Annotated in this window: 15 protein-coding genes; 6 read left to right on the top strand and 9 right to left on the bottom strand. The window is 47.1% G+C overall.

Features of this window, described 5'->3' with window-relative positions; translation table 11 throughout:
* Positions 1 to 76 precede the first annotated feature (76 nt).
* Positions 77 to 982: a LysR substrate-binding domain-containing protein gene (locus AB0763_RS00775; RefSeq protein ID WP_306101881.1), complete on the bottom strand. Its 906-nt coding sequence runs from the start codon at positions 980 to 982 to the stop codon at positions 77 to 79.
* 188 nt (positions 983 to 1,170) lie between these two features.
* Between AB0763_RS00775 and focA the strand changes: the two genes are divergently transcribed.
* Together focA and nhaB are read left to right on the top strand one after the other, a co-directional pair.
* On the top strand, positions 1,171 to 2,628 hold the full coding sequence (gene focA, locus AB0763_RS00770; RefSeq protein WP_306101880.1) for a formate transporter FocA: 1,458 nt from the start codon (positions 1,171 to 1,173) through the stop codon (positions 2,626 to 2,628).
* Positions 2,629 to 2,701: 73 nt separating this feature from the next.
* A complete protein-coding gene (gene nhaB / locus AB0763_RS00765) occupies positions 2,702 to 4,306 on the top strand; it encodes a Na(+)/H(+) antiporter NhaB (RefSeq protein WP_306101879.1) in 1,605 nt (534 codons plus the stop codon).
* A gap of 51 nt (positions 4,307 to 4,357) precedes the next feature.
* Here the strand turns inward: nhaB and AB0763_RS00760 are convergent, their stop codons facing one another.
* Entirely contained in the window at positions 4,358 to 5,359 is a 1,002-nt protein-coding gene (locus tag AB0763_RS00760; protein ID WP_306101878.1) for a PLP-dependent cysteine synthase family protein, read from the bottom strand.
* A 136-nt stretch (positions 5,360 to 5,495) separates the two neighbouring features.
* On the opposite strand from AB0763_RS00760, the gene AB0763_RS00755 reads away from it, so the two are divergent.
* The gene (locus AB0763_RS00755; RefSeq protein WP_306101877.1) at positions 5,496 to 5,972 is read left to right on the top strand and encodes an Lrp/AsnC family transcriptional regulator; all 477 of its coding nucleotides are present in this window, start codon (positions 5,496 to 5,498) and stop codon (positions 5,970 to 5,972) included.
* Between the two features lie 28 nt (positions 5,973 to 6,000).
* Here the strand turns inward: AB0763_RS00755 and AB0763_RS00750 are convergent, their stop codons facing one another.
* From AB0763_RS00750 to AB0763_RS00740, 3 genes are all read right to left on the bottom strand, one after another.
* Entirely contained in the window at positions 6,001 to 7,194 is a 1,194-nt protein-coding gene (locus AB0763_RS00750) for an MFS transporter (RefSeq protein ID WP_306101876.1), read from the bottom strand.
* A gap of 136 nt (positions 7,195 to 7,330) precedes the next feature.
* Positions 7,331 to 8,257, bottom strand: coding sequence for a LysR family transcriptional regulator (locus AB0763_RS00745; protein ID WP_306101875.1), 927 nt, complete (start codon positions 8,255 to 8,257; stop codon positions 7,331 to 7,333).
* Between the two features lie 15 nt (positions 8,258 to 8,272).
* On the bottom strand, positions 8,273 to 9,448 hold the full coding sequence (locus AB0763_RS00740) for an MFS transporter (RefSeq protein WP_306101874.1): 1,176 nt from the start codon (positions 9,446 to 9,448) through the stop codon (positions 8,273 to 8,275).
* 250 nt (positions 9,449 to 9,698) lie between these two features.
* On the opposite strand from AB0763_RS00740, the gene AB0763_RS00735 reads away from it, so the two are divergent.
* Positions 9,699 to 11,285: a BCCT family transporter gene (locus tag AB0763_RS00735; RefSeq protein ID WP_306101873.1), complete on the top strand. Its 1,587-nt coding sequence runs from the start codon at positions 9,699 to 9,701 to the stop codon at positions 11,283 to 11,285.
* Between the two features lie 77 nt (positions 11,286 to 11,362).
* Here the strand turns inward: AB0763_RS00735 and AB0763_RS00730 are convergent, their stop codons facing one another.
* The 3 genes from AB0763_RS00730 to AB0763_RS00720 form a co-directional block, all read right to left on the bottom strand.
* Positions 11,363 to 12,037, bottom strand: coding sequence for a haloacid dehalogenase type II (locus AB0763_RS00730; protein ID WP_306101872.1), 675 nt, complete (start codon positions 12,035 to 12,037; stop codon positions 11,363 to 11,365).
* Positions 12,038 to 12,116: 79 nt separating this feature from the next.
* The gene (gene yghU / locus AB0763_RS00725) at positions 12,117 to 12,974 is read right to left on the bottom strand and encodes a glutathione-dependent disulfide-bond oxidoreductase (RefSeq protein ID WP_306101871.1); all 858 of its coding nucleotides are present in this window, start codon (positions 12,972 to 12,974) and stop codon (positions 12,117 to 12,119) included.
* Between the two features lie 96 nt (positions 12,975 to 13,070).
* Complete coding sequence (locus AB0763_RS00720; protein ID WP_306101870.1) at positions 13,071 to 13,619, bottom strand: carboxymuconolactone decarboxylase family protein; 549 nt, start codon at positions 13,617 to 13,619, stop codon at positions 13,071 to 13,073.
* Positions 13,620 to 13,745: 126 nt separating this feature from the next.
* Between AB0763_RS00720 and AB0763_RS00715 the strand changes: the two genes are divergently transcribed.
* Both AB0763_RS00715 and AB0763_RS00710 read left to right on the top strand, forming a co-directional pair.
* A complete protein-coding gene (locus tag AB0763_RS00715) occupies positions 13,746 to 14,324 on the top strand; it encodes a TetR/AcrR family transcriptional regulator (protein ID WP_306101869.1) in 579 nt (192 codons plus the stop codon).
* Positions 14,325 to 14,411: 87 nt separating this feature from the next.
* Positions 14,412 to 15,005 (top strand): 2-hydroxychromene-2-carboxylate isomerase, encoded by a 594-nt coding sequence (locus AB0763_RS00710; protein ID WP_306101868.1) that lies wholly within the window; start codon positions 14,412 to 14,414, stop codon positions 15,003 to 15,005.
* Between the two features lie 54 nt (positions 15,006 to 15,059).
* On the opposite strand, the gene AB0763_RS00705 is transcribed toward AB0763_RS00710, so the two are convergent.
* The gene (locus AB0763_RS00705) at positions 15,060 to 15,887 is read right to left on the bottom strand and encodes a 5'-nucleotidase, lipoprotein e(P4) family (RefSeq protein ID WP_306101867.1); all 828 of its coding nucleotides are present in this window, start codon (positions 15,885 to 15,887) and stop codon (positions 15,060 to 15,062) included.
* Positions 15,888 to 16,055 lie beyond the last annotated feature (168 nt).

The following is a 16,055-nucleotide window of genomic DNA, read 5'->3' as shown; positions in this document are numbered from 1 at the left end:
GACAGCACCTCATACTTGCGCCGCTTTTATCGTTAAAGCGGTGTAAGTTTGCCATGTCCTCACCCTTTATTGTGGTTTACAGTACGGTTGGGCGGCCTTTCATCATACGCATCGCTTCACGTTGAATACACTGTGAAAGCGGATTTAAATCCATATCCTCTCGCCAAATAAAAGACAGTGGTCTTTCCATCATCAATTGAGGAACGTTTAATGCGACTAACGCACCACTCTGTATCGCTTTTTCCACATCTAAATAAGGCAAACAAGTCAGATAGTTGCTGTTAGCAACGAGTGTTCTTATTACCGGTACGTGCTCATATTCCCGCCACACATCAAGATTCTCGATCAGAGGGTGAATAGCACTATCAAAAATATTTCGCGTCCCAGAACCGACTTCTCGCAATACCCATTTTGCCTGCTCTAACTGTGCAAGGCTCACCGAAGCACAAGCGGCATAAGGATGGTGAGCCGCGGCCACCACAGTGAGATGATCACGCCACCATTCTTGAGACACAACGCGCCCATCATCGACCCGCCCCTCTATAATGCCTAAGTCGTAGTGATAATTTAAAATCCCATCAATAATCCCCGAGGTGCTTTGCACACTGAGAACGATGCGAATTTTGGGGAAGTCATTATCAATAATACTGATAAGCTCTGGTACAAGGTGCTCGGCAGGGGTTTGGCTGACGCCTAAACGGATTTCACCACTTAAAATATGCTGCTCTGTAAATCCTAACTCGATTTGTTTTGCGTCTTGCAGCAGTTGCTTCGCTTTCGGTCTTAGCCATCGCCCCCAATGCGTTAAAGTCATCGACTTGCCGTGGCGTTCAAACAACGGGCGTCCGAGCATTTTTTCTAATTGAGCCAGAGACATACTGGCAGCCGATTGAGTTAATGCCAATTTATCTGCCGCCGCGCTGACACTGGTGAGATCGGCCACAGCATCAAAAACCGCCAGTTGCTTTAATGAATAACGCACTCATTTCTCCTCTCCATCCCGTCATCACAAGCATTAACCTATCAGCTTTATTGATAAGCACCTTAACGAATATCAATTTTACTCTGAATAAAAGCAAGATTTACTCTGTAGCCAGACCCGCCTGTCAAGCAACGTTCTTTCCTCTGACAGGTGATAGTTACTTTTCTACTTTATATTCAGGAGTTGTTATGAGGGCGACACACAATGCCATTACCCCGGAGTTTTACTCCCCTAGTGAAATGATGGGGCAAGCAGAACAATATGCGCGATACAAAACGCAGAAACCAACCTCGATGACCTTAGGTCTAGCCATTATGGCTGGCGTTTTTATTGGGATTGCTTTTCTCTTTTACATCACAGTGACTACGGGTAATCAAGGTCCTTGGGGCTTAAGTCATTTAGCCGGCGGCATTGCTTTTAGTTTAGGGTTAATTCTTGTCGTACTTTGTGGTGGCGAGCTTTTTACCAGCTCAGTACTCACCAGTGTGGCTTACGCCAATCGCGATATCAGCCTTAAAACCATGTTGAGCATTTGGGGCAAAGTCTATGTTGGTAACTTTATTGGCGCGTTGTTTTTACTGATGATCGTCAGTCTAGCGGCACTGTATCAAAGCGATCATGGCCAATGGGGACTCAACGCCCTCAATATTGCTCAACACAAACTGCACCACACCACTGGCCAGGCTTTTGCCTTGGGTGTTTTGTGTAATTTACTGGTTTGTTTAGCCATCTGGCTGACTTTTAGCACGGGTAATGCTTTAGCCAAAGCTATGATGGTTATCTTACCGGTTGCGATGTTCGTCAGCAGTGGCTTTGAGCACTGTGTTGCCAATATGTTCATGATCCCACTCGGTATTGTTATTTCCCACACCGCGCCTGACAGTTTTTGGCAAGCCATCGGCACCGATGCCAGTCTCTATGCCGATCTCACTGTGCCTCATTTTTTAGTGAATAACCTGATTCCCGTCACCCTAGGCAACATTGTCGGCGGCGCCATATTAGTCGGCTTATCTCACTGGTACGTGTTTCGACGCCCTCATTCTAAACTGCGCACCGCCATTTCTAAGCCCATCAACACATCATCAAAAAAGGATATTCCAATGCTCAGTCAAACTCGTGTTAAAGATCTGATGACCACACCGGCTTTAACGCTATCAGCCACACTTTCCGTCCCTAAAGCCATGGATTTTTTGTTCGAACATCACATTGATGGGGCTCCTGTCACTGATGGTCAGGGCCACCTTTTAGGGTATTTTTCTTTGCATGATGTCTTGTTGGATCTCTGGTGTCAGGATTACCTACCCGATGATCAACAAACCGTCGCTGATCTAATGCAAACCGAGGTCATTGCCGTCGATGCACAAGAAAGCCTCATCAATATTGCTGAGTTTCTTTGTATTGATAAAACGCAGATTTATCCAACAACCGATAATGGTATTGCCATCACTCTTAATCATCTATCAATTGAAGAGCGGGCCAAACAACACATGGCTCATCGCCCTCATCACTTACCAGTACTCGACAATCAAAAATTAGTCGGTGTATTACCTCGCCAAGCAGTGGCCAAAGCTCTCAGAGCCGTTTACAAAGAGCCCATTGCCATGTCGTCTGAAAACGAAATGGAAAATACGCGCCAAAGTGCGTAAGCCAGTTTGGCGTTTCAAGCCATAATTACAGGCGCTAAACGAGGATATTTAGCGCTTTCTTAAGGAAAACATCATGCTTACTCGTTATCAACATGCTTTGGCCAGCACTTTTTTAGGCCAAGCCCCTAATTGGTATAAACTAGCTATCATCGGTTGTCTGCTACTCAACCCCATTATATTCGCCATCAACCCTTTCTGGGCGGGTTGGCTATTAGTCGCCCAATTTATTGGCACCTTGGCCATGGCGCTAAAATGCTACCCATTACAACCCGGAGGGCTATTGGCATTAGAAGCGATTGCCATTGGCATGGCGACGCCCCAGCAAGTCCTACATGAGCTGCAAGCGAACCTAGAAGTGTTACTGCTCTTGGTGTTTATGGTCGCCGGTATCTATTTTATGAAGCAGTTATTGTTGCTCGTTTTTACTAAAATTCTCTTGGGAATAAGCCGTAAGATTCGCTTAGCGTTAGCATTTTGTTTTAGCGCCGCGTTACTATCCGCATTTTTAGATGCCCTGACTGTTATCGCCGTCATCATCAGTGTCGCCGTCGGCTTTTATGCCATTTATCATCGTGTTGTCTCTGGTAATGTAGAAGGCGAACACGACCACAGTGATGACCAACCTATCCCAGAATTAAGCCGCCAAGACCTCAATCAATATCGTGCCTTCTTGCGTTCATTATTAATGCATGCGGGAGTTGGCAGTGCATTAGGTGGGGTTATTACTTTAGTTGGTGAACCACAAAATGTCATTATCGCTCATCACGCCAACTGGGCATTTGGCGAGTTCATTTTGCGTATGTCTCCCATCACATTGCCCGCCCTAATAGGTGGTTTAATCACCTGTGTACTGGTTGAAAAACTCGGCTGGTTTGGCTACGGCGCAACACTGCCAGAAAAAGTGCGCGCCATTTTGAATGATTTTGACCAACAGCAACAACAGCAAAGAACGCCTCAACACACTATTCAACTATGGGCGCAAGGGTTAGTCATGATATGGCTTATCACAGGGCTGGCCATGCATTTGGCCACTGTGGGTCTAGTGGGTCTCTCGGTGATCATATTGGCAACCAGTTTTACCGGTATCACCAACGAACATGCCATCGGTAAAGCGTTTGAAGAGGCACTCCCTTTTACCGCACTTTTAGCGGTATTTTTCTCGATTGTTGCTGTGATCATTAACCAACAATTGTTTGCGCCAATTATTGATTATGTCTTACAGATGCAAGGTAGTGAGCAACTTACCATGTTTTATCTCGCCAATGGATTGCTCTCAATGGTGTCAGATAATGTTTTTGTCGGTACGGTTTATATCAATGAAGTACAACAAGCTTTAATGCATGATGTAATCTCACGTGATCAGTTTGATCTCTTGGCGGTTGCCATTAATGTCGGTACCAACCTACCATCAGTCGCGACTCCAAATGGGCAAGCGGCATTTTTACTCCTGCTCACCTCAGCCCTCGCGCCGTTGATTCGCCTTTCTTATGGTCGAATGGTGTACATGGCTTTGCCTTATACGCTGGTGTTAATGGTCATTAGTTTATCCAGCGTACACTTCTTACTCGCCCCCGCCACTGAACAACTTTATCAATTGGGGTTACTCTCTCATCACAGTCCCATTCATACCACGGTAAAACACCATCAACCAGAGTCAAACTTACACGTTTTACAATAATTCGCTAGGCCTTACTCCCTGCCATTTGGGGTAAGGCCAATAAGAGAAAACTCAAGTAATATTCTCCCTCACCCACTGCGGGTTATAGTAAGTATCAAGATAACGCTCGCCGCTGTCACACATCAAAGTGACAATCGACCCCGTTTCTCCTCGCAGTTCCATTTGCGTCGCGACTTGCAGTGCCGCCCATACATTGGTCCCCGTCGATGGGCCGGGTTTGCGCCCCATTAACTCAGCCAACCAAAGCATGGTATCAACACTGTCGCGGTCGTTGACTTTGATCATGTCATCTATCACACCAGGCTGAAAGGACGCTTCTACCTGAGGCCGGCCAATCCCTTCAATGCGACTGCCTCGCTCCAACTTCAAGGCGGGATCGCTTTGCTGATAACTATCATAAAAAACCGAATACTCAGGGTCTGCCACCAGTAAGCGTGTATTTCGACCGGTATAACGCAAGTAACGCCCAATGGTCGCTGAAGTGCCTCCCGTGCCTGCACTCATCACAATGGTATGGGGCTCTGGGTGAGGTTCAAATGACATCTGCTCAAAAATACTTTCTGCTATATTATTGCTGCCGCGCCAATCGGTGGCTCGCTCTGCCATTAAAAACTGGTCGATGAAATAGCCCTGGTGCTGCTTAGCCACTCGACGAGCTTCTTGGTGCATTTGCGTTGGAAAATCAACAAAATGACATTGACCGCCATAAGCTCGAATTGCGGCAATTTTTCGACGCGCTGTTTGTGTTGGCATCACCGCAATAAACTTAACGCCAATCATGCGGGCGAAATAAGCTTCTGAGACCGCCGTACTGCCAGAAGACGCTTCGACAATGGTAGTGTGACGATCAATCTGGCCATTGCACAATGCATAGAGAAATAGAGAACGCGCTAACCTGTGTTTTAAACTGCCGGTCGGGTGCGTACTCTCATCTTTCAAATACACATCAATGCCATTAAAAGGCAAGCCGTGAAGCTTAATTAAATGCGTGTCTGCAGAACGTTGATAATCTGCATTAATTTTCTTGATAGCGTCATTAACCCACTCGCGCACTAGCCGATCTCCTTCTTATTCAGCGAAGGTTTAGCATAGCAATTCCAACGGATAAAAAAGTCCTTTATCTCTTGACCTTTTCGCGCCAATATAGAAAAAAAATCTCAAATAAGTCTCAAAAAGGAATTCGTTTTCTATGGATAGAATCGATCGGAAAATATTAAACCTACTTCAGCAAGATTGTACTTTGTCAGTGAGTGAGATAGCTGAACGCGTGAACCTATCAACGACCCCCTGCTGGAAACGCATTAAGCAGCTTGAAACGCAGGGCGTCATCCAAGCGAGGGTCGCGCTTTTAGACGCCGAGCAGTTAAACTTAGGCTTATCGGTGTTTGTACACCTCAAAACTCAGCGCCACGATGCCGCTTGGTTACAGCACTTCTCCGAAACGGTTATCGCGTTTGAGCAAGTGGTCGAGTGCTATCGAATGTCTGGGGAATGGGATTACTTATTGCGCTTGGTGGTCAAAGACATTCAAGCCTTTGACCAGTTTTACAAGACCTTAATCAACGAAGTCGGGGGCTTATCCAATGTCACATCCAGCTTTGCCATGGAACAGGTGAAATACACCACGGCCCTGCCTTTAGCAGCCAATGAATCTCTACTACGCTAAACAAGCGCCCGACATCGCATTAATGTGCTCAGTCGTGACCCGATTGGCGTCGGTGTAGATTATTGACCAATGCACTTATCGCGAGTAAAGCAATGGCCAACCCGCTGACGCCACTCCAACCATACTGATCAAACAATTGTACGCCGCCATAGGAACCCACTGCGCCGCCGAGGTAATACCCCAGCATATAGACACCATTTATCCGGCTTTGCGCTTTAGGATCGATTGAAAATACGCGCACTTGATTGGACACTTGAGCACTAAAAACCCCCAAATCAATCAAGATAATACCGATGACTAAACCCACCAGCTGATCAGCGTAAAAGTAAGTAACGGCAAAGCCTGACGCAATGAGCAATAAGGCGATATTGATCATCATCGGGGCACCTAATTTCGGCACCAAGCGTCCAGAAACCTTAGCGCCGATCACCCCAGCCATCGCGACTAAACCAAACAACCCCGCTTGATGGGCATCGTAGCCAAAAGGCGGCTTACTCACGTGCAGTGCTAATGTCGCCCACAAAGCATTAAACGCGGCAAACCACAACGCGCCAGTCAAAGCCGACTGTCTGAGCACGGTATGCTGGCGCACCAGCGTCAACATACTGGCAAGCAGTTGGCCATAAGGCAGTGCAGCAGGTGGTGTGTTGTGAGGCAAACGTCGATAAAGCAACACGCCAAAAACTGCGGCAATGAGAGCCGACATTAAAAATACCGCGCGCCATCCCCACAGCTCACCGACCCAGCCACTGAGGGTACGAGACAATAAAATGCCTACCGTCAAACCGGTCATCAAGGTGCCAATCACTCGCCCTTTTTCTTGCGCTGTCGACATTGAAGCCGCAAATGGAATCAACTGCTGGGTAATATTGGCACTTAAACCAATACCAAAACACGCGACAATTAACAAAACAAAATGGTGAGAAGAAAACGCCACTAACGATGAAACCACTAAGCACAAAGAGAGGATGGCTATGATTTTTTTGCGCACCAGCACGTCGCCAAGTGGAGAGATCAATAAGATTGCGGCCGCATAACCAAGCTGACTGGCTGCAGGAATATAGCCTAATTGGCCATCACTCAAGCCAAGCTCAAGGCCAATGCTGGGCAAAATAGGCTGGTTGTAATAAAGATTTGCCGCCGTCGCAGCCACGGCCATCGCCATTAAAAACAATAGCCCCTTCGTCAGGCTCGCTGACGTGGTAGCAGAAGGTGCAGACATTGAGTTCACTCCTTTAACTGAGTGGATAAATAGAATAACTCGCAGAATACGCCTTCGTTAGCTATAAGGAAAATGCTAAATTTTTATTCAATTAATAACAATTTTGTATTCATTGATCTCAGAGGCCAGAAGTCGCTCACGATACCGGCGTCGGATCAAACATAGACGCTCTAATAGTCGGAATCGCCTCTATAACCGTTTGTTTAAACGCCATAACATGAGTCGATGCACCAAACTTTTTATGATGTAAAGACAGTTTAATTTCTGGCTTCATGCCGGCTATCTCCACGAAACGACAACCGTGATTGGCCAATTTACTCACGGCACCAGGGGCAATAGACACCCCAATACCCGCCGCAACCTGCGTCATCATCGTTTGCATCAATTGTGGCTCATTTTTGATTTTCGGTGAGAAACCCGCGTGATGACAGTGGCTAATGATCGCATCGAAGAGCTCGACGGCTTCACAGCGACTAAACAAAACAAAGGTTTCCTCTTTGAGTTGGGCGAGCTCAATACGGCGTTCGTTGGCCAAAGGGTGATGATCAGGCAGTACCGCAATTAAACTGTCTTGATAAATGTCGAGCGAGCTAAACTCGTCTTGCAAACGCTCTGGTATCGCACGAGAAAAGCCAATATCTATCTGCTGTTGTTCAAAAGCGCTGAGCTGCTGAGAAACCGTCATGTCGATTAAATTGATGTCGACACCTGGGTAGCGCTGACTGTATTGGCGAATCAACTGCGGGAAAAAAGACAAGGTTGCCCCACCTAAGTAACCAATCGTCAGCTGACCAATATCGCCTTGATGCGTTTTAATCACGTTCTCTTTGGCTTGCTCTGCACTGGCTAATAACGCTTCGGCCTCAATTAACAAGCGCTTTCCCGCCGGTGTGATCAACACCTCACGGGAACTGCGCGCAAAAAGTTGCACCCCTAATTCTTGCTCTAAACTGGCAATATGACGACTGATCGCCGGCTGAACCGTATGAAGCGCTTTGGCGGCGGCGGAGAAACTTTGCAACCTCGCCACCGAAACGAAACTCTTTAAGGTTTTTAACTCCATACGTTGCTTCCTACTTTACAGTGTCTTCGCCCACTTTACCTTGATAGCGCAAAGCAGTGCAATCGCAGCACACAAGACAAAAATACCCTGTGAACTGAGGGGAAGAAAAGACAAACCAGAGGTCATGAACTGACCAATAAACACCGCCATGGCAAAATAAGACAAATTGCGGCCGCGATTGCTCTCATCACTGCGTTCAACCGTGGCATGATTGAGCAAGGGGATCGAAAAGCCAAAACCAATCCCAGTGATCACCGCAGCCAAGACCATAACCGCGACAGCATCGCTGACACTAAATAAGCCATGAGCAATCGCAAAACACACAAAGGCGCAACTCAAGGTTATTTGTTCATTGGTTTTTTTGATCATTTTCGGCATCAACATGGCAGCAATAACCGCCATAAAAGAAATAAATGCCAAGAAATACCCAACATGAGCTTCGGAGAACCCCACGTTACCAAGGTGACCAGGTAAGGTCACAAACATACTATAAAACGTTGCCATCGCCAGTGTCGCAAACGTTAATACCGACTTAATCGATGTCGATTGCACTGATTCGCTATCGCTTTCTTTGACCTCGTCGAGAGGGGTTTGTTTGGGAATCATTGCCACAACCAACACAAAGATCAGTGCCGCTAAGGCATAAATCAAAAAGGGACCTTGCCAATTCCACTCACTGAGTAATCCACCTAAGAAAAGGAAAACCACCCCGCCTAACTCAATCGCCATGCCTTGTTTGGCAATCATGCTAAGGCGTGCGTGTCCGGTGTACCAATGCGTGATCAACGCCGTACCACTGGCCATGGCACCAGCGGCAAAGCCACCTAGCACCACGCGATCGAACACGATCAGCCAATGCTGCGATAAAAAGGCCCCGCCACACCCAAAAATAAAATAGCCAACCAAACTGAGCAACAATGTCGGTCTCGCTCCCCACTTATCAATCAACAACCCAAAAAAGGGCGCCAACAGCACCACGCCTAGCGCGGGTAAGGTAATCAATAACGCGGCGTGATCACTCATTCCCAATTCAGATGAGATAGAGGTCAAGCCAGGTGCTAATACCGCCCCAACCATGATAGTCAGCGTCGCGACCAATAATAAAGTGAACCCTCCTAACTTAGAGAGCGTATTTACCTGGTGATTTCCTCTTGTCTCACGGTCCGATGATATCGTCGATGTTGATTGCATATTAACCTCATGAGCGGTGATTTTTTGTGGTTCGAATCACTGCGTTAAAATGGATAAAAAGAAACAAAACAATAAGAGCGATTAGAATAACGCTGATGATTCAATAGGAAAAATGTTAATTTGCCATAGAATCCATAGCGAAAAGCTATTAATTCAGACCCAATTTGTGAGACTTAACACATTTTTCAATGCTGTGGTACTATTCGACCCCATTATTGATAGTAAACACAACCCCAAAAGAGAGCGTACTATGTCTCAACCTTCTAAGGCGATACACACGCCAAATCGCGCGAATTATATCGCCACTCATCCCCCGCAAAGCTGGTCACAAAAATTGCAACTGACGAACCCCGTGTTTTTGCTCAGCGGCAGTTTTTTGTTCTTATTTGTCCTGACCGCTCTGATCGCCCCTTCTTGGCTAACCTCTAACATCAATCGCGCTTTTTCGATAACCACGTCGACCTTCGGTGGTTTTTGGCAAGTCTTACTGTTGGCCAATTTTCTCATCGGTTTCGCATTGGCCTTGCTTCCTTCTGGTGCAGCTCGACTCGGCGCCTTAAAGCAACCAGAGATCGCAAACTTTAAATGGCTGTCGATCATTTTATGCACCTTACTGGCTGGCGGGGGCGTATTTTGGGCCGCGGCTGAGCCCATCGCTCACTTTGTCTCACCTCCACCGCTATTTGGTGATGGTGCCAGCACGTGGCAACGCGCCACCAACGCACTTGCCCAGTCGTTTTTACACTGGGGTTTCCTCGCTTGGGCCATCTTAGGTTGCTTGTCTTCTGTGGTCTTAATGCATTTGCATTATGACAAGGGCCTGCCTCTAAAGCCGCGCACTTTACTTTACCCTGTCCTTGGCCAGCGCGCCGTCTCTGGTTGGATCGCCAACCTGATTGATGCCTTGAGTATTATTGCCGTCGCAGCGGGTACCATTGGTCCGATTGGTTTTCTCGGCTTGCAGATTAGCTATGCCATCAATGATCTGTTTGGCTTGGCCAATACCTTTACCACTCAAGCATTGGTCATCGTCTTTGCCGTTGCGATGTACACCATTTCTGCCTTAACGGGATTGAGCAAAGGCATACAAATCATTAGTCGCTATAACATCATTCTCTCGCTTATCTTGGTGTTGTTTCTTCTTATCGCCGGCCCGACGAGCTTCATCCTCAATGGCTATCTGGGTGGCGTAACGACAATGATCAAAGAATTTGTGCCGATGGCCCTCTATCGCCAAGACCCTGACTGGTTAAGCTGGTGGACAGTCTTTTTCTGGGGCTGGTTTATTGGTTATGGCCCCATGATGGCGATTTTCATTGCTCGCATTTCACGCGGACGAACCGTACGTCAACTCATTTTGTCCGTCAGTCTCATCGCGCCGCTTATTACGTGCTTTTGGTTCAGTATTGTCGGTGGCAGTGGCTTGGCATTTGAACTCGCCAACCCAGGTTCGATTGCCAGTGGGTTCGAAGGCTTCAACCTGCCCGGCGCTTTGCTGGCAATCACCTCGCAATTGCCATACCCAACCGTGGTCGCTCTCGCCTTTTTATTGCTGACGACAACCTTCATTGTGACAACCGGTGATTCGATGACCTATACGATCAGTGTCGTCATCAGTGGTGACAGTCACCCTAATGCAGCGATTCGCGCATTTTGGGGGATGGTGATGGGAGCCATGGCCATCGTTTTGATCTCCATGGGTTCTGGTGGTATTTCCGCTCTTCAATCTTTTATTGTTATCACCGCGGTACCAGCATCGTTTATCTTGCTGCCGAGCCTGTGGCAGGCACCTAAAATTGCCTTTAAGATGGCGAAAGAGCAACAAGCGTCTTCGTAACGAAATACCCCCTTACACCGATAAGGGGGTATTGTCTCTCTATGCCAGCAATGGATACACCGCTGTTTATGATCTCGTTACTCGACTAAGTCACCTAACTGCCCGATTACCCGGGTAGGTTGGCAATCTTGCCACGGGTCAAACACCTTGCCAGAGTCGCGTTGTAGCCAAGCACTTGGCAAACCAAAACTGCGCGCCCCCGTCACATCAAACGGGTTGCTTGAAATCAGCCATGTCGAGTCTTTATCGCCTCCAGTTTGCGCCAATAAATACTGGTAAACCTCAGGGTCGGGTTTAAATTTTTCAATCGATTGACAGCTGACAATGCCAGAAAATAAATCCTCAATCTGATTATATTCCAACAAACCTTGTACCGAAGAGGCCTCGCCATTAGAAAAGGCAACCAGCTTGATACCTTGTGCTTTTAAAGCTTGTAAACTCGGTTTGACGTCATCAAAGGCGGGCAACTGCAGATACTGCTTCATCAAGGCATTTTGCTGATCTTCATTTAATGAAAGCCCCAATGTTGCCGTGGTTTCTTTTAAGGCATCTCGAGTACAAGTGGCAAAAGGTTGATACGCCCCCATTAAACCCCGACGAAAAGAATACTCGAGTTGTTTATCGCGCCAGTGGTTGGCGAAACGAGGCGCCTCTGCCGCCCCTAAAAACTGTTGTAATAACGTCAATACACCATTGGTATCGATGAGTGTGCCATACACATCAAAGGCCAGTACACTTGCCTTACTTAACATTGTTACTCCTCAGCGACGAGTGCGATTTCAACATCAATAGAAAGAAAAAACCCGAGTGGTTTCACTCGGGTTCATCGGTTTAGGGTTTTAAAGCGAGGACGTTATCAATATCAGCAGCACAGTGACGCTCGCTGAGTTTTTCCCACTCTTCTCCCATAGCACGGTTAACAATACGGCCGCGTTGCACCGCTTCGCGCTGTGCAATCATGGTCGCCCAACGAACCACATTGGTGTAAGTGTGAACTTGTAAAAACTCAGCCGCATCATACGAGTTATTGATCACCAAGTTGCCATACCAGGGCCAAATCGCCATATCGGCAATGGTGTACTCTTCACCGGACACATACGTGTTATTCGCCAATTGTTTGTCTAACACGTCTAGTTGACGCTTGGCTTCCATCGCAAAACGGTTAATAGGGTACTCTTGTTTTTCATCGGCATACGCATAAAAATGGCCAAAACCGCCACCCAAGAATGGGGCAGAGCCTTGAGCCCAAAACAGCCAGTTAAACGCCTGAGTACGCGCAGCGCCAGAAGTTGGCAAGAACTGACCAAACTTTTCTGCCAAGTGAACCAAAATCGACGCGGACTCAAATACATTGACCGGCTTATCACCGCTTTTATCCACCAAAGCAGGAATTTTTGAGTTTGGGTTGACCGCGACAAACCCTGAAGAAAACTGATCGGCTTCACCAATGTTGATCAAGTAAGCATCGTATTCCGCTTCCGTAATCCCCAGCGCCAGTAACTCTTCGAACATGATCGTCACTTTTTGCCCATTGGGCGTACCCAGTGAATAGAGCTGAAAGTTGTGCTCACCGACCGGTAATTCTCTTTCAAATCGAGCACCGGCTTCAGGGCTATTAATATTGGCCCACTTGTTGCCGCCTTTCGCATCATTGGTCCACACTTTAGGTGGCTGATAATGATCTGCCATTCGAGTTTCTCCTTGTTGAGTATCAATAAACGTCATGCTTATGGCCGTATGCACCTTCGCGGTCAAGCACACGACGTTCTCTCAGGGTATAACGGATTACTTAGACCACGCAAATGCCTTGAAAGGTTCATCAACCGGGGTCTCTGCAATATGGTTAACGTAGTTACTCATGACTTTTTGCGCGCAACCTAGAATAATTTCAAGCAGTTGGCGCTGCTCATAACCCGCAGAAAAGAAGGCCTCGACTTGTTCTTTCTCCACTGCGCCACGCTGGCGAACCACGGCCAATGTCATCGTGCGCAGCGCCTCGAGCTTGGCATCTGCTAGCGGGGTTTCATTGCGCAGTGCATCGGTAATCGCATCATCGACTTTCATTGATTTGGCAATCCCAGTATGGGCGGGAACGCAGTAATGGCACTCGTGCTCCACGTTAATACTTTGCCATACCACAGTCAGCTCTTCGGCGTTAAACGAGCTGTTGGCAAATAGGCCATGCAAGACTTGGTAACCTTCTAATAGCCCAGGAGCTTCTGCCATCACACCGTGCAGATTTGGGATCATACCAAAGCCATCGAGCGATTTTTGCAATAACGCTTTGCTTTGTTGCGGGGCACTTTCTACATCGTGGATTGTAAATTGAGTCATACTGGCTCCTTTCGATCAAATAGTTTTAAGTTGCGTCTCAATTAACGACTGAGATCGAATATAACTGGACTTGAACACTTGTTCAAGCGATAATTGAACAAGTGTTCAAGCCCAATGAGAAATATCATGATCAAAACCGACCCTCAAATCGCCATCGAAAAAGCTACTGAGCTCTATTGGGAAAAAGGCTTTCACGCCACATCCATGCGCGCATTACAGGAAAAAATAGATATGCGCCCAGGCAGCATTTACGCCGCCTTTGGCAGTAAAGAAGGGCTTTTTAAACGGGTGCTTGAACACTATGCAGATCAATCGCTAGCCCTACTTGCTACGTATCGTCAGCAACATGAATCGCCGTTACAAGCGATCAAAAGTTTTGTGCATTTTGCCGTAATAGAAAGAGCACACACGGCGCCAAACGAAATGTGTTTATTGGTAAAAAGCATCTCTGAACTCACCGAAGAAAACAATGCGGATTTACTCGCCACCGCCAAACAAGCACTGGCACAAATTGAAAGTGCCATGGCTGACTTTTTTCGAGCCGCCATCGAGGCAGGGGAAATCGACGCAAAACAGGACCCGCAGTCACTAGCCAGCATGTTACAAGTGCATATCATTGGTCTTAGGACCTATCGCCGCCTGTGCCAAGACAAACAAAGAATGCTCGATATGATCGATCACTACTTTGCTCAATTTGATCTTTAAAACGACGGGTCAGGTGTGAACGACTCGCCAACCCGGTGTATTCCCCTGACTCATTGCCGCCCTCGCCGTACGAACAAGGAAACCACGATGAAAGAGATGGATTATTACTTCACCAGCCTGTCACCCTTTGCTTATTTGGGCCAACAAAAATTGCATCAATTAGCCGAAAAATACAGGGTGAAGATTCACTATAAACCAATTCAGCTCGGGCCCGTTTTTGGCGCTTCGGGCGCTTTACCACTAGGCCAACGCCCCAAGTCGCGCCAAGCGTACCGGTTGACCGAGCTCAAGCGCTGGTCTGAATTTCGTCAACAGCCGATGAACATTCAACCGACATATTTCCCTGTCGATCCAAGCCTAGCCGATCGCTGTATCATCGCTTTATTACAACAAGGTAAAGAAGTCAGTGCCTTTGCTGGGGCCGTGATGCGTGCCTGCTGGTCGCAAGAGCAGAACATTGCTGATGAAGACGTGCTCACGCAACTACTGTTAGAGCATCAATTGGATGCCCAAGACGTATTGAGCCTCGCCAAACAGGAAAGCACCTTGGCGCAATATCAAGCGAATACCGAGGAAGCGGTTGCCAAAGGCGTACTAGGCTCGCCGTCATACTGGTTGCAAGAGGAGCAATTTTGGGGTCAAGACCGACTCGAGTTACTCGAAGTGGCATTACAAGTGTAATAAAAAAGCAGAGCTCAATGCTCTGCTTTTTATCAATATGATCAGATAACGCGATTATTTTGTTTCCGTATCCCAGTAACGCAGTGCTTCTTTGCGCATGGCATCTTTGTCGGCCGCTGAAGCGCCCCAATTGCCTTTGTACACTTTACCTTCCCAATCACCATAGGTAGGGTTAGGCAAAACGATAAATTCGGCACCAAATTTTTCTTTGTTATCTTCGACAACTTGGTAAGTTTCTTCGAGAGAATTAACGTGGAAATCCTTGGAAAAATCATTCAAGTTATCACCCATTAACAAAGCAATGTGGTGATCTTTCACTACCGCTTGTCGACGTGGCTCTTTGTTACTGGTGTCGGTTCTCAATATCAAATGCGCTTTATCCACTTGTGGGAAACCCGCCGCTTTTAGGTTGCGCTCTGTGCCCTCATAACCAACCTCTCTGCGGTTAGTAATATAGAAAACATCACCACCTTGCTCGACCACATAGTTGAGAAAGTCTACAGCTCCAGGAATGGCGATCGCTTGTGAGGCCGCCATCCACTGATTCCAAGTCTCGCTTGAGTAACCTTTGTCTTGACCCAATAACCAAGCTTCATAAGCGCTGTTATCCAGTACGGTTTCATCAACATCGACAACCACAGCCAGTTTTTTATCGCCTTGATAAGTATTTTTCACTTTATCAAACTGCAGATGGGCCAGATTAAATGCTTGGTGTGCCAAAGCGCGATATTCGCCAGACACTTGCATCCACATGGTGGCCATCACCAATTGTTGGTTGAGATCATTCCCAGTATACTCTGGGGTGTCAGCGATAGAGTGAGCAGAAAAAGTAGATAAAATCAGCGCGCTAGACGCCAGTAAAGTTCGACAACGAGACATCATGTTAAAATTACTCCGCAGTTGGTAGTGTGTAACAAATTATTACACATCGACATGACGAGCAACTAGTGAAATCTGATTTCTCTCAAAATATCACTCAGTGATCCGTTTTCATCGATGGCCGATAAGCACTTAAACATTATGGCCAATATAGAGTTTCACCGGCTATTA

The organism is Vibrio sp. HB236076 (assembly GCF_040957575.1).
Taxonomy (GTDB): domain Bacteria; phylum Pseudomonadota; class Gammaproteobacteria; order Enterobacterales; family Vibrionaceae; genus Vibrio.
The sequence above is the reverse complement of the archived record's forward strand: the minus strand, read 5'-3'. Positions and strand labels throughout refer to the sequence as shown.

Bases quoted from the DNA above. Each gene is read 5' to 3' on its own strand.
- focA (WP_306101880.1), top strand. From the start codon at position 1,171: ATGAGGGCGACACACAATGCCATTACCCCGGAGTTTTACTCCCCTAGT.
- nhaB (WP_306101879.1), top strand. From the start codon at position 2,702: ATGCTTACTCGTTATCAACATGCTTTGGCCAGCACTTTTTTAGGCCAA.
- AB0763_RS00755 (WP_306101877.1), top strand. From the start codon at position 5,496: ATGGATAGAATCGATCGGAAAATATTAAACCTACTTCAGCAAGATTGT.
- AB0763_RS00750 (WP_306101876.1), bottom strand. From the start codon at position 7,194: ATGTCTGCACCTTCTGCTACCACGTCAGCGAGCCTGACGAAGGGGCTA.
- AB0763_RS00745 (WP_306101875.1), bottom strand. From the start codon at position 8,257: ATGGAGTTAAAAACCTTAAAGAGTTTCGTTTCGGTGGCGAGGTTGCAA.
- AB0763_RS00740 (WP_306101874.1), bottom strand. From the start codon at position 9,448: ATGCAATCAACATCGACGATATCATCGGACCGTGAGACAAGAGGAAAT.
- AB0763_RS00735 (WP_306101873.1), top strand. From the start codon at position 9,699: ATGTCTCAACCTTCTAAGGCGATACACACGCCAAATCGCGCGAATTAT.
- AB0763_RS00730 (WP_306101872.1), bottom strand. From the start codon at position 12,037: ATGTTAAGTAAGGCAAGTGTACTGGCCTTTGATGTGTATGGCACACTC.
- yghU (WP_306101871.1), bottom strand. From the start codon at position 12,974: ATGGCAGATCATTATCAGCCACCTAAAGTGTGGACCAATGATGCGAAA.
- AB0763_RS00720 (WP_306101870.1), bottom strand. From the start codon at position 13,619: ATGACTCAATTTACAATCCACGATGTAGAAAGTGCCCCGCAACAAAGC.
- AB0763_RS00715 (WP_306101869.1), top strand. From the start codon at position 13,746: ATGATCAAAACCGACCCTCAAATCGCCATCGAAAAAGCTACTGAGCTC.
- AB0763_RS00710 (WP_306101868.1), top strand. From the start codon at position 14,412: ATGAAAGAGATGGATTATTACTTCACCAGCCTGTCACCCTTTGCTTAT.
- AB0763_RS00705 (WP_306101867.1), bottom strand. From the start codon at position 15,887: ATGATGTCTCGTTGTCGAACTTTACTGGCGTCTAGCGCGCTGATTTTA.